This is a genomic window from Simiduia aestuariiviva (assembly GCF_014192475.1).
GTDB classification, from domain to species: Bacteria; Pseudomonadota; Gammaproteobacteria; order Pseudomonadales; family Cellvibrionaceae; genus Simiduia; species Simiduia aestuariiviva.
Genome location: NZ_JACHXZ010000003.1, coordinates 714,799 through 736,881 on the forward strand (window position 1 = coordinate 714,799; position 22,083 = coordinate 736,881).

The 22,083-nt window shown below is 52.5% G+C and carries 22 protein-coding genes and 1 rRNA gene; 9 read left to right on the forward strand and 14 right to left on the reverse strand.

Translation table 11 applies throughout. The features are described from left to right. Nucleotides 1-27: 27 nt before the first annotated feature. The 5 genes from FHS30_RS13080 to FHS30_RS13100 all read right to left on the reverse strand — a co-directional run bounded on the left by FHS30_RS13080 (nt 28) and on the right by FHS30_RS13100 (nt 2,994). Nucleotides 28-405 carry a hypothetical protein gene (locus FHS30_RS13080; protein ID WP_183910916.1) on the reverse strand — a complete coding sequence of 126 codons (378 nt, stop codon included), beginning with the start codon at nt 403-405 and terminating at the stop codon, nt 28-30. A gap of 465 nt (nt 406-870) precedes the next feature. Next, on the reverse strand, nt 871-1,293 hold the full coding sequence (locus tag FHS30_RS13085; protein WP_183910917.1) for a GFA family protein: 423 nt from the start codon (nt 1,291-1,293) through the stop codon (nt 871-873). 684 nt (nt 1,294-1,977) lie between these two features. Beyond that, nucleotides 1,978-2,181, reverse strand: a complete 204-nt coding sequence (locus tag FHS30_RS13090) for a hypothetical protein (protein ID WP_183910918.1) — start codon at nt 2,179-2,181, stop codon at nt 1,978-1,980. After that, complete coding sequence (locus FHS30_RS13095; RefSeq protein WP_183910981.1) at nt 2,165-2,431, reverse strand: hypothetical protein; 267 nt, start codon at nt 2,429-2,431, stop codon at nt 2,165-2,167. The genes FHS30_RS13090 and FHS30_RS13095 overlap by 17 nt, the downstream gene beginning before the upstream one ends. Before the next feature lie 77 nt (nt 2,432-2,508). Then, a complete protein-coding gene (locus FHS30_RS13100) occupies nt 2,509-2,994 on the reverse strand; it encodes a hypothetical protein (protein ID WP_183910919.1) in 486 nt (161 codons plus the stop codon). Nucleotides 2,995-3,223: 229 nt separating this feature from the next. Here FHS30_RS13100 and FHS30_RS13105 point away from each other — a divergent pair, with 229 nt between their 5' ends. Continuing rightward, a complete protein-coding gene (locus FHS30_RS13105; RefSeq protein ID WP_183910920.1) occupies nt 3,224-4,189 on the forward strand; it encodes an integron integrase in 966 nt (321 codons plus the stop codon). Between the two features lie 58 nt (nt 4,190-4,247). Here the strand turns inward: FHS30_RS13105 and FHS30_RS13110 are convergent, their stop codons facing one another. Further along, complete coding sequence (locus tag FHS30_RS13110; protein ID WP_183910921.1) at nt 4,248-5,384, reverse strand: CaiB/BaiF CoA transferase family protein; 1,137 nt, start codon at nt 5,382-5,384, stop codon at nt 4,248-4,250. A gap of 256 nt (nt 5,385-5,640) precedes the next feature. On the opposite strand from FHS30_RS13110, the gene FHS30_RS13115 reads away from it, so the two are divergent. The 8 genes from FHS30_RS13115 (at nt 5,641) to FHS30_RS13150 (ending at nt 13,729) form a co-directional block, all read left to right on the forward strand. Then, a complete protein-coding gene (locus tag FHS30_RS13115; RefSeq protein WP_183910922.1) occupies nt 5,641-7,452 on the forward strand; it encodes an acyl-CoA dehydrogenase in 1,812 nt (603 codons plus the stop codon). 23 nt (nt 7,453-7,475) lie between these two features. Then, nucleotides 7,476-7,949: a MaoC family dehydratase gene (locus tag FHS30_RS13120; RefSeq protein WP_183910923.1), complete on the forward strand. Its 474-nt coding sequence runs from the start codon at nt 7,476-7,478 to the stop codon at nt 7,947-7,949. 124 nt (nt 7,950-8,073) lie between these two features. Then, nucleotides 8,074-8,751, forward strand: coding sequence for a histidine phosphatase family protein (locus FHS30_RS13125; protein ID WP_183910924.1), 678 nt, complete (start codon nt 8,074-8,076; stop codon nt 8,749-8,751). Nucleotides 8,752-8,761: 10 nt separating this feature from the next. After that, nucleotides 8,762-9,973, forward strand: coding sequence for an acyl-CoA dehydrogenase family protein (locus FHS30_RS13130; RefSeq protein ID WP_183910925.1), 1,212 nt, complete (start codon nt 8,762-8,764; stop codon nt 9,971-9,973). A 27-nt stretch (nt 9,974-10,000) separates the two neighbouring features. Next, nucleotides 10,001-11,050, forward strand: coding sequence for a phosphotransferase family protein (locus tag FHS30_RS13135; RefSeq protein WP_183910926.1), 1,050 nt, complete (start codon nt 10,001-10,003; stop codon nt 11,048-11,050). 115 nt (nt 11,051-11,165) lie between these two features. Beyond that, nucleotides 11,166-12,140, forward strand: coding sequence for an NADPH:quinone oxidoreductase family protein (locus tag FHS30_RS13140; RefSeq protein WP_183910927.1), 975 nt, complete (start codon nt 11,166-11,168; stop codon nt 12,138-12,140). 29 nt (nt 12,141-12,169) lie between these two features. Then, nucleotides 12,170-12,937 (forward strand): SDR family oxidoreductase, encoded by a 768-nt coding sequence (locus tag FHS30_RS13145; RefSeq protein ID WP_183910928.1) that lies wholly within the window; start codon nt 12,170-12,172, stop codon nt 12,935-12,937. Between the two features lie 9 nt (nt 12,938-12,946). After that, on the forward strand, nt 12,947-13,729 hold the full coding sequence (locus FHS30_RS13150; protein WP_183910929.1) for a glucose 1-dehydrogenase: 783 nt from the start codon (nt 12,947-12,949) through the stop codon (nt 13,727-13,729). Here FHS30_RS13150 and FHS30_RS13155 read toward each other — a convergent pair. The 8 genes from FHS30_RS13155 to rrf form a co-directional block, all read right to left on the reverse strand. Next, nucleotides 13,726-14,685, reverse strand: a complete 960-nt coding sequence (locus tag FHS30_RS13155) for a hypothetical protein (RefSeq protein ID WP_183910930.1) — start codon at nt 14,683-14,685, stop codon at nt 13,726-13,728. The genes FHS30_RS13150 and FHS30_RS13155 overlap by 4 nt on opposite strands. A 252-nt stretch (nt 14,686-14,937) precedes the next feature. Then, nucleotides 14,938-16,281, reverse strand: a complete 1,344-nt coding sequence (locus FHS30_RS13160) for an MATE family efflux transporter (protein ID WP_183910931.1) — start codon at nt 16,279-16,281, stop codon at nt 14,938-14,940. 153 nt (nt 16,282-16,434) lie between these two features. Then, nucleotides 16,435-16,887, reverse strand: a complete 453-nt coding sequence (gene rimI, locus FHS30_RS13165; protein ID WP_183910932.1) for a ribosomal protein S18-alanine N-acetyltransferase — start codon at nt 16,885-16,887, stop codon at nt 16,435-16,437. A gap of 9 nt (nt 16,888-16,896) precedes the next feature. Next, a complete protein-coding gene (locus FHS30_RS13170; protein ID WP_183910933.1) occupies nt 16,897-17,721 on the reverse strand; it encodes a hypothetical protein in 825 nt (274 codons plus the stop codon). 17 nt (nt 17,722-17,738) lie between these two features. Then, complete coding sequence (locus tag FHS30_RS13175) at nt 17,739-19,283, reverse strand: 2-isopropylmalate synthase (protein ID WP_183910934.1); 1,545 nt, start codon at nt 19,281-19,283, stop codon at nt 17,739-17,741. A 280-nt stretch (nt 19,284-19,563) separates the two neighbouring features. Next, complete coding sequence (locus FHS30_RS13180; protein WP_343049133.1) at nt 19,564-20,007, reverse strand: MarR family winged helix-turn-helix transcriptional regulator; 444 nt, start codon at nt 20,005-20,007, stop codon at nt 19,564-19,566. After that, on the reverse strand, nt 20,007-20,489 hold the full coding sequence (locus tag FHS30_RS13185; RefSeq protein WP_183910935.1) for a glutathione peroxidase: 483 nt from the start codon (nt 20,487-20,489) through the stop codon (nt 20,007-20,009). The genes FHS30_RS13180 and FHS30_RS13185 overlap by 1 nt, the downstream gene beginning before the upstream one ends. Before the next feature lie 1,158 nt (nt 20,490-21,647). Further along, nucleotides 21,648-21,763: ribosomal RNA gene (rrf, locus tag FHS30_RS13190) — 5S ribosomal RNA — on the reverse strand. Between the last annotated feature and the right edge of the window lie 320 nt (nt 21,764-22,083).

Here is a 22,083-nt window from a genome sequence, read left to right on the forward strand (position 1 = left end):
GTCAGCCAATGGAAACATAACGTCGCACTAAACCGCGCGCGCTGTTTGCGCGTCGGTTTTAAGTGCCTTGTTAAATTGGTTCTGCTTAAACAACCAATACATAACTGAAGAAATTCCAATAGCACTAGTGGTAGCAAAGTTCCATTCTCCAAACCATTCAATTGGAGCACTTGGTAATGCTGAGCACTTCGACCATATTGGCTCTGATAGAGTGGACAAGCACTCAATCAATGGTTGGTAATAGAGAAAAACAAAGCTTACAGAAATTAAGAGACTAATAAATAGCGCAATATAGCCTCTAACCAAAGTGGCTAGTAGGGCTTTGGGTACGCAAGTAATTTTTCTGGCAATAAGCCCAAGTATTAGCGGCCAAAACAGAAAGCTGACACCAAAGAAAATATCCATAGTTACTTCAGGCTACCCGTGTAATTTAACGCCCGGTTTAGGGGCGGCCGGAGCGTCAGCGTAGGCCGTCCCAGCCGCGCTTTTTGCGGCGATTATAACCGCTTGTTATTGAAGCCACCTGCCTAGCTTGCTACAACGCACGATGCGAAGCGCCAGCGCAGCCTATGGAAATTAATTTTGGTAAGAATACTTCACCCAAATGCCATTTAAAACCCGCTTAGGGCACACCACAATCGAAGCACGCATGTGATGAAACTTCGGGACTTCTTAGTGGCACGATGAACAAAACTACGTACTTAGGTACAGTGCAATCCTTGATACTGGCATGCCGATTGTTGGCACACTGCTGATTTCATTCCCTTACTATCTACTTGTAAAAATGGCTTGGCTCAATAACGCCGGCAGCAAAGGCGAGCGATAGCGAGTCCGGGCCGCGCTTTTCGCGGCCCATTTTGCCTGCCCTTGTTATGCATTTGTTTCAATATCTTCACTTATTCTGACCCAAGGTAATTTACCACCATGGCTAATCGAATATGTTGGCTCCCCTAGCGAATCCTCAATAAAACAGCCACCAGCAATACCAACCAGATCTGGAAAGGACGAAACGTACCAATAAAGCGTAGTGCCACAACTTGAACAAAAATGACGTATTTGTTCATGATTTTTTTCTTTATGGTAGAAAGAGTATTGATCTGTCTTTCCAGACTGTGCAATCACTGCATCTTTTTTAAAATAGGATGATATCCCAAACGCTGATCCCGTTCGCTTTTTGCAATCACTGCAATGACAAATACTATGAAGATATGGCTCCCCATATACTTCGACCGACAACTGTCCGCAGCAGCACTCCGCTTTTCTATTCAATGTACGTTCTTCACTTTTATGCATAACGCCCGGTTTAGGGGCGGCCGGAGCGTCAGCGTAGGCCGTCCCAGCCGCGTTTTTTGCGGCGACCCTAGAACCGCTTGTTATGCGCGACCTAGTTACGCACCGCCCTTTGTTAATATTAATTTACTTTTGACCCACTATTTTTGTACCAGCATTGCCACTACCTAGCAGAGCAAGAAAATACACTTAGCAAATGTGAGCATACAACACTATTTTCTTAGGCTGAACTTTGGTGCCAAGATTTTCTTGACTTCGAAGTTACCAACAATGGGCTAGCTTAATCAATTCTATTTGCATCCTTACTTCTTAGAGCCACTTCACTTTGACATCGCGCTGATCATGACTACGAAGTGATTTGTGCGCCATCATTCTCAGGATTTTGCTTTTCCGCATAACGCCCGGTTTAGGGGCGGCCGGAGCGTCAGCGTAGGCCGTCCCAGCCGCGTTCTTTGCGGCGACCCTAGAACCGCTTGTTATGCGCGACCTAGTTACGCACCGCCCCTTGTTAATATTGAGTTACCTTTGGCCCACTTTTTTTGTACCAATATTGGCACTACCTAGCAGAGTAAGAAAACACACTTAGCAAATGTGAGCATACAACACTATTTTCTTAGGCTGATCTTTGGTGCCGAGTTTTTCTTGACTACGAAGTTACCAAGAATGGGCTAGCCTAAGCAATTCTATTTACAGCCTTACTTCTTTGAGCCGCTTCAATTTGATATCGCTCTGATCATGACTACGGAGTAATTTGTGCGCCATCATTTTCAGGATTCTTCTTTTCCGCATAACGCCTTTAGCAGCGGCCGAGCGCAGCGAGGTCCAGCCCAGCGTTTTTTGCTGGGCGATGCTGGCTAAACTTGTTAGCTGGCATTTAAGACGCTGGCTCATGCCACAGCACCAAGCCTGAATTATTTTGATTTTTTAGTGGTAATAGAGGTGCTATATCGATAAACCACCTTCGGCAAATTACAACTAATTGTTTTACCGCCTCATCAGACGGCGATGACTTAAACTGAATGTGGAGATTTAAGCCTTTGCCTTTAACAGATAAGAACCCCGGCAGTGCATATAGAGCATTAAAAAATATGTTCTCATCTTCCTCGTCATAGAATGACGGGCCTTCAATAATTATTTCCATACTCTTCATTCAGCTAACGCCCGCAACAAACGCGAGCGTAGCGAGTCGAGGCCGACTGGCCGGTTTGATTGCGTTTGTTATGCATCAACATCAAAGATAAGATACCTTAAGTACCAATTCTCAAACATTCTTATAAAGCAAACTCCTGGTGCTGGCTCCGCAGCCTCTTGACAGGTAGAGCCATCGAAGTCTGATCTGAACATAACAGCAGAGACTATACACATTTTCTTTCCGCAAACCGACGAAACGCCGTTTTCTATTACAAACTTTTTGTTGTCACTAGATATGAGAACATTTGCATTTTTGGGTAGGAATTTTATGTACTCTTCTTTATCTTGAATATCTACACTTTTCCCATTTTGACTCCTAGACCTAAATCTCGGCGGCACGATATTCCATATATAATCAAACCTATCATCCTGCTGCAGCTTAATATCTAGCGATTTCAGCTGATCAAAATTTTCGATAATCCAATCCTTGAACTCAATTTGTTCTGGATATTCATTAGCATTGACTGCTGCAGAAAATATCAGGGCTATAGATATCTGTAATAGTTTCTTCATTTTGCATAACAGCCTTATTCAATGCCTCGGAGGCGTAATATATTACGCCTCCGAGGCACATATCCAGAGCTGGACTTTCGTACCAGTCCAAACTCCCGTTACTTTTCAGTAACTTACCATATTTGATTTCCGTGGGCGTAAAATAATACGCCTCCGAGGCACATATCCCATTGACCTATTCCCCACCGCCCCTACACTGTATAAAAACACAGCGAAATGGGTGTCAAGGATGAAATCATTATTTATGAAGGAAGTGCGGGACGCCATCCGAACTAAACACTACAGCATCAAAACAGAGCATACCTACCTTTATTGGGTGGGCAGTTATCTTCGCTTTAATCAGTACCAATCACGCAGTGAGATTGGCGGCGCCGATGAGATTCGAAGCTACTTGAATCATTTGGCACTGGACAACAATGTCAGTCCGAACACGCAAAAGACCGCGCTCAACGCCATCGTGTTTATGTACAGGGCGGTATTGAATATTGAACCGGGCGACTTTTCTGATTTTCACAAAGCCAAAGGACCCCAAAAACTCCCCACCGTACTGACCCACGACGAGGTACATAGACTGTTTACCCAGATGCGTGGGCCGACTCGGCTATGTGCGGGGCTGATGTACGGCTCGGGCCTGCGGGTAATGGAAACCGTGCGCCTGCGCGTGCAGGATTTGGATTTTGATCGTTTATGCGTTTATGTGCGCGACGGAAAAGGTCGTAAATCTCGGATTACCACGCTATCGCCGCATTTGGTGACCGCACTCAAAGCACAGATAACGTTGGTGAGCGGACTCTTTCGTCGCGATTGTTCCGAACCGCTTTGGGACGGTGTGTATTTGCCATATGCACTGCACAAAAAATACCCGCGCGCGCCTTTTGAATTGGGCTGGCAATATTTATTTCCAGCCGATAATTGGAGTATTGATCCGCGCTCCAACAAGCAACGACGCCACCACGTGGTGGAATCTGTGGCTCAACGTGCGGTTAAAAGAGCCGTCCGCGCTGCGGACATACACAAGCCCGCAACCTGCCACAGTTTACGCCACTCCTTCGCCACGCACTTGCTCCAAGCTGGCGCAGATATTCGCACAGTACAAGTTCAATTGGGGCATGCAGATGTTAAAACCACCGAAATCTATACCCACGTATTGAACCGCGGCGGCCAGGCGGTCGTGAGCCCGCTGAAAGATTTTTAACAGGAAAGCTCACGGATACTTTTTATGTTTTTTTGACTCAGTCGCTTGGCCGCGCCCTTTAATCTGCGCCACTCGCGCTTGTCAGCACTGCAATTTCTTCATCAGAAAAACCCCAGCCACTCAACACGGTGGCCGTATCGGCACCTTCAGCACGGGGGGCTGCGGGCTTTTTGCAACGGCTGCGGCTGAATTTTGGCGCGGGTGCTGGTTGAATTTTGCCGTTTATTTCGATAAAGGTTTCGCGTGCGATGTTGTGTGGGTGCTTGGGCGCTTCGGTGTAATCCAATACGGGCGCAAAGCAGGCGTCTGTGCCCTCTAATATTGCGCACCATTCATCGCGGGTTTTTGTTTTAAAGATGGAAGCAAATTTTTGCTTTAATACCGGCCAGTGTGCCGGATCATTTTGCGGTGGCAACTCCGCTGAAGCTAAGCCCAGCAATGTCAACAGCGCTTGATAGAAATCCGGCTCGATGGCGCCAATGGCAATGCTTTTTTCATCGGCGGTCACATAGGTGTCGTAAAAATGGGCCGCGCCGTCTAGAAAATTCGATTGGCGTTTAGGCTGCCAAACGCCCAAATTACTCAACGTGTAAAACAAACTCATTAAGCTCGCGCTACCCTCGGTAATGGCGGCGTCCACCACTTGGCCCTGGCCCGATTTGCTGGCCTCAAGCAGCGCAGCCAGCATGCCCACCACTAGAAATAAACTGCCACCGGCGTAGTCACCTAAAAGATTGAGCGGTACTGTGGGTTTGTCTGTGCCACCAATGCCCGCCAGGGCGCCCGACAGGGCAATGTAGTTGATATCGTGGCCAACGGTGTTGGCAAGCGGCCCCGTCTGCCCCCAACCTGTCATGCGGCCATACACCAATTTAGGGTTTTGCTGCAGACACACTTCTGGCCCAAAGCCCAGTCGCTCGGCCACCCCAGGGCGAAAACCTTCGAACAAGGCATCGGCATTGCTCACCAGTTTTAACAGGGCCGCCTTCCCGGCGTCCGTTTTAAGATTGAGTGCAATGGATTTTTTACCGCGCGCATTTACATCCATTGCCGATGGCAACACGATGCCACTTGGCGCTGTGCTGCGTTCTACCACAATCACTTCCGCCCCCATGTCCGCCAATAACATGCCGGCATAGGGGCCGGGGCCAATGCCTTTCATCTCAATGATTTTAAATCCCGCCAATGGCCCCATGCCTGTTATCCCCTACTATGTCGATGGTGCGTGTGCACTGTACTTGATTCGGCGCGCCTGACTGGACCCAGCACAAATTACGGTGCGCATTCTTTGATTGGAGTGTGGCCAGCACACGACAATCGCGCAATGATGCGTGCGCCCATTGTGACCGACCATTCCGTTCCAGCTGAGCATAAATGTGACTGATGTGAGCCATTTTGGTCAAAAAGGTGTATAACTTCCACCACACATTGAAATCGATTTAGAGGTAATCATGGACACGCCGCTGCTCAACGACAGCGATCTGCACTTTCTGCTGTATGAATTTTTAGACACAGAAGCGCTGCTAGCCCGGCCGCGCTATTGTGAGCACTCGCGCGAAGTCTTTGACGCCACGCTCAACACTGCCAAGACTATCGCGGAAAAGTATTTCGCCAATCACAACGCCAAGGGCGACGCCCACGAGCCGCAATTTGACGGCGAAAAAGTTAGCTTGATTCCCGAGACACAAGCGGCGTGGAACGCCTTTGCCGAAGCGGGCTTTCTCGCCGCCCATCACGATTTTGATGACGGCGGCCTGCAGATGCCTGAAGTCATTTTGCGCACCGCCATGGCGTACTTTACCGCCGCCAACATCGCCACCGCGGGCTACGGATTTTTAACCATCGGCGCGGCAAACTTGATTCACACCTTCGGCTCGCCCGAACAGAAGGCCCGCTTTTTGCCCGCCATGCTCGACGGCCGCGCCAGCGGCACCATGGCACTGACGGAACCGGGGCAGGGCTCGGCACTGGCCGATATTAAAACCAGTGCCACGCCAGCAGACGACGGCAGCTATCGCATTCGCGGCAATAAAATGTACATTTCCGGCGGCGATCACTCGCTTACCGAAAATATCATTCATCTCGTGTTGGCAAAAATTGCGGGCGCCCCTGCCGGCGCCGGTGGTATCAGCCTTTTCATCGTGCCGAAGTTTCTGGTAAACGACGACGGCACGCTAGGCGCGCGCAACGATGTGGCGTTAGCAGGCTTGCTGCACAAGATGGGCTTTCGAAACACCACCTCAACCGTATTGAATTTTGGCGAGCGCGACGGCGCCATTGGCTACTTGGTTGGCGAGCCGCATCAAGGTTTGCGCTATATGTTCCAAATGATGAACGAGGCCCGCATCGGCGTGGGCGCGGGCGCCGCAATTCTCGGCTACCAGGGGTTTAACTATTCACTCAACTACGCGCGCCAGCGACCACAGGGCCGCCTGCCTTCAAGCCGCGACGCCACGTCGCCACAGGTCAACATCATTGAACACGCCGATGTGCGGCGCCTACTGCTGTCACAAAAAGCCTACGCCGAAGGCGGGCTTGCGCTGTGCTTGTACGCCTCATCGCTGGTAGAAGACGCGCGCACTGGCGCCACAGAAACCGCGCGCACCAACGCCTTCACTCTGCTCGATTTGATTACGCCCGTGGTCAAGAGCTGGCCATCAAAGTACGGTTTGAAAGCCAACGACAATGCCATCCAAGTATTGGGTGGCGCCGGCTACATTCGCGAGTATCCCGTCGAGCAATACTTTCGCGACAATCGATTAAATCCGATTCACGAGGGCACCGAGGGTATTCAAGGTTTGGATTTGCTGGGCCGCAAGGTGCCGCAAAAAAACATGGCGGGCTATCAATTGCTGCGCGCCGCCATCAACGCAACACTCGATGACGCACGCCCTTTCGACAGCGCGCACGCCTTGGCGCAAACGCTGGCAACGCACCTGCACGCGTTTGACCAAACCACGCAACAGCTGATGGCGCGATTGGCGCAAACACCGGATGCAACACTGGCCAATGCCACCGTGTACTTGGACGTGTTTGGGCGCGTGCTGGTGAGCTGGCTGTGGCTAAAACAAGCCGTCATTGCCAGCCGTCAACTCGACCAACACCGCACAGACTTGCCAGATGTGGAAATAAATTTTTATCGGGGTAAATTGCAGGCGGCGCGCTACTACATTGAATGGGAACTGCCCGAAATTATGCCGCAACTGGCGCTACTCGATGGCGCCAATAGTCGGTGCTTCGACATGCAAGACGCTTGGTTTTAATAAAACACTTTTGGAGGCACGTCATGTCACCCGAGCTACCCGTACCGCCAGTGTTGGCAGAGCTACTCGCACAGGGCCAAACCCACAGCCATTGGGTTGCGCTGGATCAAGCCAAGATCAATGCCTTTGCCGAACTCACAGGCGATCACCAGTTTATTCACGTGGACGAAACCGCCGCGCGCACCACCCCCTTCGGCGGCACCATTGCCCACGGGTTTTTAGTGCTATCGCTCATGCCGGTGCTCACCTATCCTCTCATGGGCGACTTGGTCAATCGGGCCACACTCATCAATTACGGCTGCAACAAATTGCGGTTTGTCGCGCCGGTAAAAGCCGGGAGGCGCGTGCGGCTGGCATCACAGGTGAGCAGCATCGAGGCAAAAGCCCAGGGCTGGCTGATCACCCAAGCACTAACCTTTGAAATTGAAAACGAGCCCAAGCCAGCCATCGTGTGCGAGTGGTTGAGCTTGTGTCTGCTGCATCCCGAGCAGCAATAGCCAGCGACCGCAGCCACCTCCAACAGACATCAATTAAATTGATGATCAAGCATAAGCTTTATTGATTTTGATGATAAGTGCGAACGCGTTAACATGGTGCGATGCCATATCAGCAGGATGGATCATGTCTGAGCTCTACTTTGTACGCCACGGTCAGGCCTCCTATGGGCAGGCAAATTACGACCAGCTCTCCCCTCTGGGCCACACCCAGAGTCGCCTGCTGGGCGAGTACTTTCGCGCGCGCGGTATCCACTTCGATCGCATCGTCACCGGCGAAATGGCGCGACACGAACAGACACTGGCCAGCCTCTTGGCGGGCTGCGGCCAAGACCAACCCCACGAGCGCCACGCAGGCTGGAATGAATTCGATTTTGAGCGATTGATTCGCACCTACTTGCAACAACATCCCAGCGAAGCGCCCCCGGCCGATGCGCCGCGCGCCGCATTTTATGGGTTGCTTAAACGCGGCTTGCTGGCGTGGGCCGCCGGCGAACTCAGCGAAGCGGCACTGCCCGAACGCTGGAGCGAGTTTGAGCAGCGCGTAGCCAAGGCATTGCACACACTGCAACAAGCGCCCGGCAAAGAGCGCGTGTTGGTGGTTAGCTCGGGCGGTGCCATTGCCATGGCGGTGCGACACATCCTTGCCGCGCCTGCCACCACCATGGTGTCACTCAATTTACAGTCGGCCAATACCGGCCTTAGCCGTTGCTTTTTCAATGCCGACAGCATGCAACTGCACAGTTTTAATAACCTGCCCCATTTAGATACGCCCGCGCACGCGGACAACATCACTTTTTCTTAGCGAGCCCCCTATGGACTTCGAATATTCAGCCAACGTTCTCGACCTGCTCACGCGCTTGCGCGCCTTTATGGATGAGCACATCTACCCCAACGAAGCGCTGCTAGAAGCGCAAGTGGCCGAAGACCCATGGCAAACGCCGCCGCTGATGCAAACACTAAAAGCGAAGGCGCGCGCGGCCGGCCTGTGGAATCTGTTTTTACCGGTAAGCTACGGCGACTACAGCCCGGGCCTGACCAATTTGGAATACGCTCCACTGGCCGAAGAGATGGGCAAAGTGATCTGGGCGCCCGAGGTTTTCAACTGTGGCGCACCCGATACGGGCAACATGGAAGTGCTGGCGAAATACGGCAGTGAGGCACAAAAAAAGCAATGGCTTGAGCCCTTGCTGGCGGGCGAGATTCGCTCAGCCTTTGCCATGACAGAGCCCGAGGTAGCCTCCAGCGATGCCACCAACATCGCCACCAGTATTACTGCCGATGGCGATGACTATGTCATCAATGGCCGCAAATTTTACATTTCTGGCGCCTGCCGCAAGCAGTGCAAGATCATGATTGTGATGGGCAAGACCGACCCAGAAAATCCCAGCCGCCATTTGCAGCAATCACAAATTTTAGTGCCCATGGACACGGCCGGCGTTACCGTTGTGCGCCCCATGAAAGTATTTGGATACACCGATGCACCCGAGGGCCACGCAGAAGTGCTGTTCGAAAATGTGCGGGTACCCAAAGAGAATTTAATTTTAGGTGAGGGGCGCGGTTTTGAAATTGCACAGGGGCGCCTCGGCCCAGGACGCATTCACCACTGCATGCGCTCAGTGGGCGCCGCCCAGCGCGCCTTGGAGATGATGTGTCAGCGCGCTAACGAGCGCACGGTATTTGGTCAGCCCATGATTAAACAGCAGAGCGTCCGCGAAGACATTGCTCGCTCTGCCTGCGAAATTGAACAGGCGCGCCTGCTGACACTAAAGGCAGCGGCAAAAATGGATCAGGCGGGCAACAAAGAAGCGCAAGAACTCATTGCCATGATTAAAATTGTTGCACCCAACATGGCCTTGGCGGTAATTGATCGCGCCATTCAGATTCACGGCGCGCTCGGGGTCAGCCAAGACACCTTCCTAGCACACATGTTTGCCGCTCAACGCACCCTGCGTTTGGCCGATGGACCCGATCAAGTGCATATGATGCAATTGGGGCGCAACTTGGCCAAGCGCCACGCGCGTTGATCGACGGCCAAACACAAGGAAAACGTTATGCATCAGCCAGCAATTGATCCCATCGCGCAGTTGAATCTCCCGGAATTGACCGCGCACCTCAGCGCGCACATCTCTGGTTTTGAAGGGCCGGTTGCTGCTGAAAAATTTAGCGGCGGCCAGTCCAACCCCACATTCAAACTCACCACCCCTAAGGGCATCTACGTATTGCGGCGTCAACCACCGGGCAAGTTATTAAAATCAGCCCACGCTGTGGATCGCGAATACCGCGTGCTCGCAGCGCTGGCGCAAACAGATGTACCCGTGGCTAAGGTGTACCACCTGTGCGAAGACCCAAATGTCATCGGTTCCTTGTTTTATGTCATGGAATTTTGCGAGGGCAATGTGTACTGGGGTGCGGCCCTGCCCGAGGCGCGCGACAACACCGAGCGCGCGGCCATGTACGATGAAATGAACCGCGTGTTAGCGGCTCTGCACAGTGTGGATGTCACCGCCGTTGGCCTGAGTGATTACGGCAAACCCGGCAATTATTTTGCGCGCCAACTCGAGCGCTGGAGCACCCAGTACGCTGCCTCTGAATTGACACCCATTGCGCTCATGCACGAATTGATCGACACATTGCCGACAGCCATGCCGAGCGATGATGGGCGCGTGGCTCTTGTGCACGGCGATTTCAGGCTCGACAACCTCATGTTTAGCCAAGATCACCAGCGCATCACCGCCGTGCTGGATTGGGAGCTCTCAACACTCGGCCACCCATTGGCAGATTTGGCTTACCAATGCATGCAACTGCGCCTACCCTACAGCGCCGACCGCACCAGTATGTCGGGGCTGTTGGGCGTAGACGCCAAGTCGCTGGGCATTCCCAGCGAGCAAGCCTACGTGGCCCGCTATTGCGAACGCATGGGTTTAGACGGCATCACGCACTGGAATTTCTATTTAGCCTTTAGTTTTTTCCGACTCGCCGCCATTGCGCAGGGCGTGGCAAAGCGCGCCAGCCAAGGCAATGCCAGTAATAAAAAGGCCGCAGCCGTGGGTGCCATGGTGGAGCCGCTCGCGCAATTCGCCATGCAAAGTTTGCAAGAGTAGCGCGCTATCGACCTGGCGACGGATTCGCTCGTCGTTTCACACATTGATGTAACCAGCGTTCAACGCACGCTCCACAAATAAGACGCCATAAACAGTAGCGATAAACAGGACAGCCATGAAAGCCATACAATGCAATGCCTTCGGGCCACTAGAAGATTTGGTGTTGGCCGATCTACCCGATCCGACGGCCGGCCCCGGACAAGTGGTCATCGCAGTGAAAGCTGCCGGCGTTAACTTCCCCGACGGGTTATTGGTACAAGGCCTATACCAACTTCAGCCACCCACGCCCTTCGTACCCGGCACAGAAGCGGCCGGTATTGTGGTGGAGGTTGGTGAGGGCGTCCGCCATTTGTCGGAAGGCCAGCGCGTTTTCTGCTGCAACCTCCTCAATTGTTACGCCGAAAAATTGGTGGTTGATGCGCGCCAAGTCTTGCCGCTGCCCGATACCATTCCCTTTGAAGAAGCCGCGGGTTTAATCACCGCTCACGCCACCGCACACCATGCATTGAAACAGCGCGCCAACTTGCAGGCGGGCGAAACGCTATTGGTAACCGGTGCCGCCGGCGGCACTGGCTTGGCTGCGGTGCAGATTGGCAAGGCCATGGGCGCGCGCGTGATCGCCGTTTGCTCCACCGCAGAGAAGCTGGCCATCGCGCAGGCCAATGGTGCGGATGTGCTCATCAACTACAGTGAGAAAAATCTCAAGGATGAGTTAAAAACCCTCACGGAAGGCAAAGGTGTCGATGTTGTCTACGAATGTGTAGGGGGCGACACCTTTAATGCCTGCGCCCGCAACATGGCGTGGAACGGTCGATTGCTGGTGGTGGGATTTGCGAGTGGAAAAATTCCAGAACTGGCGGTCAACCTCGCTCTGGTGAAGGGCTTTAGCTTGGTGGGCGTATTCTGGGGCACCTTTACCCAAAAGCAGCCCAGCGATTTTGCCGACAACATGCAAGAGCTTTTGCAATGGTACTTGGCCGGAAAAGTGAAAGTTCACGTGGATCAATTGTTTCCCCTAGCCGATGCACAGCAGGCACTGCGCAAAGTCTTAAACCGGCAAGCCATCGGCAAAGTCATTTTAAAACCCTAATATCTGTGCACTAGTGAGAGAAAATTTTCATGTCTAAAAATGTATTCGACTTAAGCGGCAAGACCGCACTCGTTAGCGGCGCCAGCCGTGGCATCGGCGCGGCCATTGCAAAAACGCTCGCCGCCCATGGCGCACATGTGATCGTCTCTAGCCGTAAAATTGACGATTGCCAAATCGTCGCCAATGACATTATTGCCGACGGTGGCAGCGCCGAGGCCTGGGCCTGCCACGTCGGCAATATGGATAGCATCACCGCAACCTTTGCCTTTCTGCGTGACAAACACCAAGGCAAGCTAGACATCTTGGTTAACAATGGTGCGGCCAACCCCTATTTCGGTCATATTCTCGACACCGATCTGGGCGCTTTTCAAAAAACCGTGGATGTAAACATTCGCGGCTACTTTTTTATGTCCGTTGAAGCGGGCAAATTAATGAAAGCCAATGGTGGCGGCACCATCGTGAATACGGCGTCGGTAAATGCCCTGCACCCGGGCCCGATGCAGGGCATCTATTCCATCACCAAGGCCGCCGTGGTGAATATGACGCAAGCCTTCGCCAAAGAGTGCGCCGAGTTCAACATTCGCTGCAACGCACTTTTGCCCGGCTTTACCAAAACAAAATTCGCCGGTGCGCTGTTTACCGATGATGGCATTTACCAACAAGCCATCGCGAGTATTCCCATGCAGCGCCACGCCGAACCGGAAGAAATGACCGGAGCCGTACTGTATTTAGTTTCCGACGCCAGCAGCTACACCACTGGCCAATGCATTGTTGTAGATGGCGGCATGAACGCCTGAGGATAAACCGTGGACAAGTTACTCGACTTCACCGGCAAGACTGTACTGATCACCGGCGCCGCACAGGGCTTTGGTGAACTCTTAGCTCGTGAGCTGGCAGCGCGGGGCGCGCATTTGGTATTGGGCGACCTTAAAACTGATGCACTCATGGCGGTGGCATCAGAATTAAAAGCCGGCGGCACTAAGGTCGTTGCATTGCATTGCGACGTGAGCAACGAGGCCCACTGCCAAGCGCTCGTTGATGGCGCGCTTGAAACTTTTGGCCAGCTGGATATCGCCGTTAATAACGCCGGCATAGCGCACACGCTCGGGCCCATCGAAACCATTACTAACGACATGTTTGACCAGCAATGGCAAGTCAATGTGATGGGTGTGCAATTCGGTTTACGCCATCAGATTACCGCCATGCGCAAACAAAAACACGGTGTGATTTTAAACGTCGCATCAATGGCGGGGCTGGGCGGAACACCGCGCGGTGCGGCCTACAGCGCCGCCAAGCATGCAGTGGTTGGGCTTACCAAAACAGCGGCTGTTGAAGTGGCGCGCGACAATATTCGCGTCAATGCAATTTGTCCGTTCTTCACAGCAACACCCATGGTGACCAAATCCGATCTGGTATCTCACGCCGGCAGTTTAGAACAGGCAAAAGATGCACTGAGCCGGGGCGCACCCATGCGCAGAATTGCAGAGCCCGAAGAAATCGTGAATGTCATGTTGATGCTATTGTCGCCCGGCAACACCTACATGACCGGCCAAGCTATCGCAGTGGATGGCGGGGCCTCAGCTATCTAAGGATACTGCGAAAAAACGGCCGCAGCCTCCTGTGATGATTCCGTCGCAGGAGCGCTGGCAGGCTGATAAAAGTACCTTTCGTAATTTCTGTCCAGACCGTCCACCAATGGATTTTTAAGCGTAACGATTTTTCGATTGGGTAAATCTGCATAACTGATCGATTCGCCAAACACTTCCTGCCACAGGCGTTGATACTCCCCACTTGCGTATACCCGTTGCAATCCTACTGTGACCCTGTCAATGAGTAACTTGTTGTGTCGATTGGTAAAAAAGAAGCGCGGGTGTGGATAGAACAGTGCAAACGTTTTTTCTTTTTTCAACCCTTCCAGATGGCTGAAGCTCTTGAATTCGCGATTAAACTCACCCACGCTACGGCAAAAAAAATCAACCTGTCCGACGGCTGTCATACGAGCCAAGCGACCTGCGACAGTCGCTGTGCGTACAGCAAAACCGTTCGATTGCAATATATAGGTATCAGACCAGCCATCGCCGGAGCCAAAACTGAAACGTTTCAATTCATCTAACGGGTTTTCGGTATTAACATCTAGATTGACACTTTCATTGGCGAAACACACCCGATAACCAAATATGCCCAGATAGACTGGAAAAGAGATAAACGTATTTGCCCCCTGCGCCAATCTTTCTGGTTTATAGCCCATTACCTGCAATTGATTTTCGAGCTTTCTCCCAGCTAGATCTCTAATGGTTCGCTCTGTGGTTGCATGAGGTAGCTGTACGAGTGTGAATGGCCCGTAATCAGCTTCTGTAGCGGCGAGTGCTAGCCTAAGAACTTCGGCCTCATATTCATTACCGTTGGCATTTTTAAGATTATAAATCGAAGGAAAATAGTGAACAATCAATGCCGCTGATTCAGCAGCATACGTATTAGCTGAAGCACTGATAAATAGAGCCGCCGTTGCCACCCAACAAGCCAATGGCCCAGATGCTCGATACATGCTCACCCCTGCAAACTTTTCCCAAAGACAAGCGACCCTAATAAAAGTCTCTAGCGCATACACCAAGCTGGCCACCTTAAGTAACATCACCACATAGAGGATCGCTACTCAAGATTAGCAAAACGGTGAATGCACGCTGCTAACTCTATAAAGAAAAAATAATTCAAAAGAAATTTGGCTCAACATTGGGAATACTGCTAACGCTAAAGCCTATTTACCACTAGTTACAGCCGCCGCTTGATTAATCAGCCTCTAGGCTAACTGACTGAAACGGTGCCGCAACCATAGCCAGGCCACAAATCCCACCAAAAGGTTACAAAGGCCAGTAGCAAAAAATAGGCCGGTTAAGCCCCACTGCCACTGCAACAACCAAGCCAGAGGCAAATACAACCCTATAACCCTCAGAAACGAAATAGCGACACCCGGCATCGGCTGACCAATACCATTAAAGGCCGCATTAACGGACATTACCAGACCATAGGCGCCGTAACTGATTGGGACAATGAGCAAATAGCTGCGCGCTACGTCCACCACTGCATCTGTATCGGCAAACAAGCGAATTAACAGCTCTCCAGTAGCCCACAGAACAGCGGCCAGCGCTACACCAAACAACATACAAAATTTTGTCATTACACGTAGGGTTTCATCTAACCGCTGATATTTTTCAGCACCTAAATTTTGCCCACAAAACGGCCCAACCACACCCGAGAGTGCATAAAATACAATCAACGCTATGGGCTCAATGCGCATGGCAATACCCAGGCCCGCTACCGCCACGGTGCCATAGGTCGCCACCAGATAAACTACGACACCACTGGCCAGCGGAATAATAATGTTATTGACCATGGCCGGCACACCCACGTGCAAAATGGCCCGCCAACTGACCCACACTTCGTGCAAGCTCGCAAAGGGATTGACCAACATGCGAAGCTGCTTGTGCAAAATATAAATGACGGCCACTAAACTCAATGCGCGGGTAATGAGCGTGGCCAGCGCCGCCCCTTCGAGCTCCAAGCGCGGCAGCCCGAATAGCCCAAAAATGAGTAGCGGATCAAGAATTAAATTTAGCAGTGCCGCCGCCATCATCAGCGTGCCTTGAATGCGCGCCAGCCCCATAGCTCGCAATGACGCCAAGCCCACCATGGGCACCATTAAACACGGTGCGCTGAAATACCAAATCCACATGTAGTCGTGGATGAGCGGTAGCAGTTCTGGCTCGGCACCAAGTAACGTAAAAAGTGGATTGATGGTGGCTAAACCGATGCCGCACATCACGACACTGATGATGGTGGTGAGCGTCATAGCGTCGGTGGCCATGCGCTGGGCCAAATGGTGATTGTCTGCACCAATTGCCCGCGCGACGGCGGACGACGTGCCGGCGCCCAAACCAATGGCAATGCTGGTGAGTACCATCACCACAGGAAAGGTAAAACTCATGGCCGCCAGCGGTTCGTGACCAAGCTGCGCGACAAAGAGTGTGTCAACGGCATTAAACGACATCGTCGCCAAGAGGCCCCAGACCATCGGCATCGCCATATCACGCAAGTGGGCACCAACGGGGCCTTCAGTGAGTCGAGGTGCTTGCGATGCATTCATGGGAAAGCGATGAGTCCTGCGCGGGATGAAATTTCAACGGAGTATACACCAGCACCTCCCCCTCACGGCCGCCAATGAAAACCAATCATCGCAGTGAGGGCGCGGCTGGTGGTGTGCAGGTGGGTGAAGTTGACGATCAACTAAGGTAGGCGACTAGCGTAGATAGCGCGCCATGATGAGCGCGTGTTCCTTGCCATTTGCTGTGGGGTAATAATTGGGGCGCTCTCCCACTTCAATGAAGTCGTGGCGCTGATAGACGCTGATGGCTTTGTGGTTGCTAATGCGCACTTCCAAAAAAACCGTTTCTGCTTTTTTTTCTGCCCATTGAATCAAGTCTCCCATCAACAGATCAGCCAACCCACGGCCGCGCTGCGAAGGGTGAATCGCGATGTCGAGCAGTTCAGCGTCGCCGCCCCCCATTGATGCAATGTAAAACCCCACCAGCTCTTCATTGACCACACAGCCCACACAACGATGGTGCCCTGCAAGGCTGTCATCCATGCTTTGACGCTTCCAGGGGTGGGAGTGGGCCACCGTTTCTATGGCCATTACGGCATCGATATCGGAGGGAATTAACAGGCGCAATTGTGCCGAGACGTGGGTCATGGGTGGGGCTCAGCTGTCTAGGCGCAACGGGGCGATGGCGCGCCACACCGTCGCCTTAAGCGACGGCGTGCGGAGAATATCCTCTAGGCTCGGCAAGGCTATGGCAGGCATGGCTTCACCCTCTGCGAGTGGCAAGTCAAACGCCCCCTGTGTGATTTGTTTTGTCTGGGGCGCCAGCTGCGCCGCAATGGTTTCACCAAAACAGAGTAATCTTGTCTCTTGATCGGGCAGCCGGCGCGCCAATAACAATGAAGTGAAATAGGTGAGTGCGGGCCCGGCTTGCGCAACGGGCAGGCCTGCCAGTGGCCACTTGATCACTTCGGGATTGTCGGTTCTATCGCGCGCGCGACCCAGCGCCACTAAGATGTTTTTCAATAACAGGTTTACGGGCAACGCTTGCTCGGCGTGCCTATCCGCAATCACGATCAACCCGGCAAATTGCCAAAGAGATACGGAAAAAGAGACTGCCGGCGCCTCAGCGGCAGCTGCGCCATAGGGCTTGCTGCTGGTTTTCGGCGCGGCTTTAGTAGCAGCAGGCACTGCACCCATGCTCGCAAGGATATCGTCGACCGAGGTTGCTGCTGGTTCGGGATGCTCGCTCAACGGCGCAGGTTGCGCTGCCGCTCGAGTCACCGTGGCGCCGGCCTGCGAATCTGGCGAGGGACCTGTCGTAGGCGCTGTCGTGGGCACTACTGGCTGCGATTGCGCATCGTCGTCAACCAAGCCCCTGAGATCACACTGGGTTGGCACAGGTGCCGCGGGGAGCACCAGCCTAGGCATATAACTCTGAATACCCATGGCGTCTAGGTAGTGCTGTCTTGCCAACTCGTGCATGCGAACTCTCGGGGCGGTTAAACACCCTCGCGCTGTGGGTGCTCTTTATGTTTATCTTCGGCCAGCAAGTTTAACGCATCCACGTAGGCTTTAGCAGAGGCAATGACGATGTCGGTATCGGCGCCCGTTCCATTGACGATGAGGCCATTGCGAGCCAACCGCACGGTCACCTCACCTTGCGCCTCTGTACCCTGAGTGATGGCATTGACGGAGTAGAGCTTTAATTCTGTGCCGCTGTGGGCAATGGATTCGATGGCCTTAAAGGTGGCATCTACCGCCCCGCTACCCTCTGCGGCGGCCTGCACGGTTTCGCCATTTACGATTAACGTCACTGCCGCATTGGGCACTAGCCCCGTCTTGCAACACACGTCTAGGGCATTAAAGCTATAGCGTTTCGGCGCATCATCGCGGGCGTCTAATACCAGCGCCTGTAGATCCTCATCAAAAATTTCGTGTTTTTTATCGGCCAATAATTTAAACCGCGCGAAGGCCTCGTCGAGTGCCGCTTGCGATTCAAAACTGACCCCTAACGCATCAAAACGCGCCTTGACTGCAGCGCGCCCGGAGTGCTTGCCCAGCACCAGTTTATTGGTGTGCCAGCCCACGTCTTCAGCCCGCATGATTTCGTAGGTTTCTCGATGTTTAAGTACACCATCTTGATGAATACCTGATTCATGGGCAAAGGCGTTAGCGCCGACAATGGCTTTGTTAGGTTGTACGGGGAAGCCCGTGACACTGGCCACTAGGCGCGAAGTGGGCACTATATGCGTGGCATCAATGCGGGTTTCAACGCCCATAATGTCTTTGCGCGTGCGAATGGCCATGACGATTTCTTCCAGTGACGCATTCCCTGCCCGCTCACCCAACCCGTTGATCGTGCACTCCACTTGCCGCGCGCCATGGCGTACCGCACTTAGAGAATTAGCCACAGCAAGACCTAGGTCGTTATGGCAGTGCGCAGAAAAAATCGCTTTGTGCGCATTGGGGACCGAGGCGATCAAGCGGCCAAACATTTCACCAAACTCTTGCGGCTCGCCATACCCCACGGTGTCGGGCAAATTGATGGTAGATGCACCGGCGTCAATCACCGCTTCGATAATGCGGCACATAAACTCAAATTCTGAACGGCTGGCATCTTCCAGTGAAAACTCCACATCGCCCACTAAATTTCGCGCGCGCTTCACCGCGTGAATGGCACGCTCCACCACCTGGTCGGGCTGCATCTGCAATTTGTATTTCATGTGGATGGGCGAGGTGGCAATAAACGTGTGAATTCGTCCACTGGCTGCACCCTGCAGTGCTTCGCCGGCCCTATCAATATCCGCGTCCACCGCCCGCGCCAGGCTGCAAATGGTAGAGTCTTTAATAGTCTCGGCCACTGCCTTCACTGATGCGAAGTCGCCGGGACTTGCGATAGCAAAACCAGCTTCAATCACATCCACCTTGAGCATCTCGAGCATTTTTGCAATACGCACTTTTTCAGCTTTGGTCATCGAGGCGCCGGGGCTTTGTTCGCCATCACGTAACGTCGTATCGAAAATGATTAAGCGGTCGCTGCTCATTGGGGTTCCTTAAATTATTGGGGTCTTTCAGCTTGAAGTTTCACAGGTGGCGAGGACACGCCGGTGCACTAGCGGCTCAGAAGGCGGCTAGTGAGTAGATAAGTCGTAAAAAGGTCGAATAGCGGTGGTACACGGGAATACCCTAAGTGTCGTGACCGGAATTTTAAGGCGCAACTCCAGCCACCACAAGCACATTAGGACAGAAAGCTCGAATAACACCAATACAAGCCATTACAATAGCCATCCATCATACTTTATAGAGTATATTGGGCGTTGCGTCCTAACCAAGCATTTTCAACAAGCCCTTTAGCTGAGTTTGTAATGCCGCAACGTCGAGGTCTTCTGAATGCAATTGGCTTGATGAGCGCTTCACCCAGTCGATGGCTTTAACCTGCAGAGCCTTACCTGCTTTAGTGACACTTACCCGCACCTGACGCTCATCCTCATCGCTGCGTTGACGGCGCAATAGTCCATTGAGTTCCATGCGTTTAAGCAACGGAGTCAGCGTGCCAGAATCTAATATGAGTCGCTCACCCAAATCGCCAACCGTCAGCGCCGATTCAGACTCCCAAAGCACCATGAGCACTAAATATTGCGGGTAAGTAATGCCCATGTCATCAAGCAATGGCCGATAGGCCTTTACCATAAGTCGACTGGCCGCATAGAGCTTAAAGCACAACTGCTGGTCCAACTGAACCAGCAGTGCATCCCGATTAGCGTCCACTATTTCAGTGCCGCTTCAAGATCGGCGACAATGGATTCCGGCTTATCTTTTGGCGCATAACGCTTGATCACCCGACCGTCGCGCCCCACCAAAAATTTGGTGAAATTCCACTTTACCGCCTGCGTGCCAAGTAGCCCTGGCGCCTCTGACTTAAGCCAGGTAAACAAGGGATGTGCGTTATCACCGTTCACATCTACCTTTTCATACAGTGGAAAAGTGACCCCAAAATTCAGCTCACAAAACTCACTAATTTCTTCGCTCCCGCCGGGCTCCTGTTTGCCAAATTGATTACAAGGAAAGCCCAGCATTTCAAATCCCTTGTCCTTGTACTCCTGGTAAATCGACTCGAGCCCCTTATATTGGGGGGTAAAGCCACACTTACTCGCAGTGTTCACCACTAGCACAACTTTTCCCTTCAGCTCAGATAATGACTGAAGTTCGCCAGTTAATGTTTTCGCTTCAAATGAATACAGATCAGTCATCAGACTCTCCTTTGTTAAAGGCATCATTTTACATTGTGCACAATATAATTGCGCATTACTTTTCTATAGATTGAATAGGGTAGAACTATCATTAACTGAACCTGCAACTAAATCCCCATCAAAGCCCAAGCCTAAGATAACCATCGAAGTGTCGCTGAGCGTTCGAATGTATTGAACAACTAAAGACATAAACGTAAATAGGGAACCTGAGTATGAAATCTCCCACGGTTTTACAGACAAAGAAAAACGCCCTGCAGGACTAATCGGCCAGGAGCCGATTAGCGCAGCGTTAGCTGGCCGAAGGCCGAGCCCTAGGACGGGCGAGTGATTACCTACAGGGCGTTTTAATTTAGAAGCTTGACGATGTCCTACAGTTGGTTGCGAGCAGCGCTCGCACTACAAGCGCCGCGCAGGAGATCAGCTTTAGCTGGCCCGAAGGGTGAGCCGAGCAACGGCGAATCATCGCTGTGCGACGCTGACGCGCCCCTACGCCGTGCTTGCAGCACAGGCTAGGTCGCATGGGCCCGATAGTTAGTGAGCGTAAAAAATCGTGCTCCAAAAAAACAAAACCCCCGCTGGAATCCAGCGGGGGGTTTTCTTTTTTAGAAGCTTGACGACCGGCTGTCGCCGGCCCGGCCCAATGCATAGCATTGGGCGTTCGCCATTCGCAAATTGTCATTTGCGTCGCTGCGCGACCATGGCTCACCCTACTCCCGCAGATGTATTGGCAGTAGAACTTAATCAATATGTAAATAAAAAGGGCCACCCAATTGGGTGGCCCTTGTTATTTAGAAGCTTGACGATGTCCTACAGTTGGTTGCGAGCAGCGCTCGCACTACAAGCGCCCCTACGCCGTGCTTGCAGCACAGGCTAGGTCGCATGAGCCCACTATTTAGTGAACGTAAAAAATCGCATCCCCGAAAATATTTGTCGCGAGTAAGATTTGCTTCTTCGCATGGGGGCGAGACGGCGCGTTTAGGTTGCGATCAGCAACCTGCGCTGGCTCGCGCGGCCAGCTATGCTGGTCGCCGGACCGCGGAGCGGACCCACAGGTAGAGAGAGGGGCTTGCCCCATGCGAGAGTAGGACATCGCCCACCTTTCTACCAGACAAAGAAAAACGCCCTGCAGGATAACCTACAGGGCGTTTTAATTTAGAAGCTTGACGATGTCCTACTCTCGCATGGGGAAACCCCACACTACCATCGGCGCTAAGTCGTTTCACTACTGAGTTCGGAATGGGATCAGGTGGTTCCAACTCGCTATGGTCGTCAAGCAAACTGGTTTAGTCTGTGGTTGGTTTTACGCTTTCGCTACCGCATCACAATACTAAATAGGGTGGTAAATGACCTCCAGGTATGGAGGGAATCAGGGTAACGCAGGAGCAGTTACCGTGGGCCGTTAAGCTTGAGTCTGCACTACTTACCTTGATCAAGTCGTAATTCTTGCTGAGCGAACGGTGGTCTTTACACACTTGTTCAACTCAATTTGCTGAGCTTTGTTCTTCAGTCGTTGTCCAATCAACAGTCAACACAATCGTTTCTGTTATATGGTCAAGCCTCACGAGCAATTAGTACGGGTTAGCTCAATGCCTCG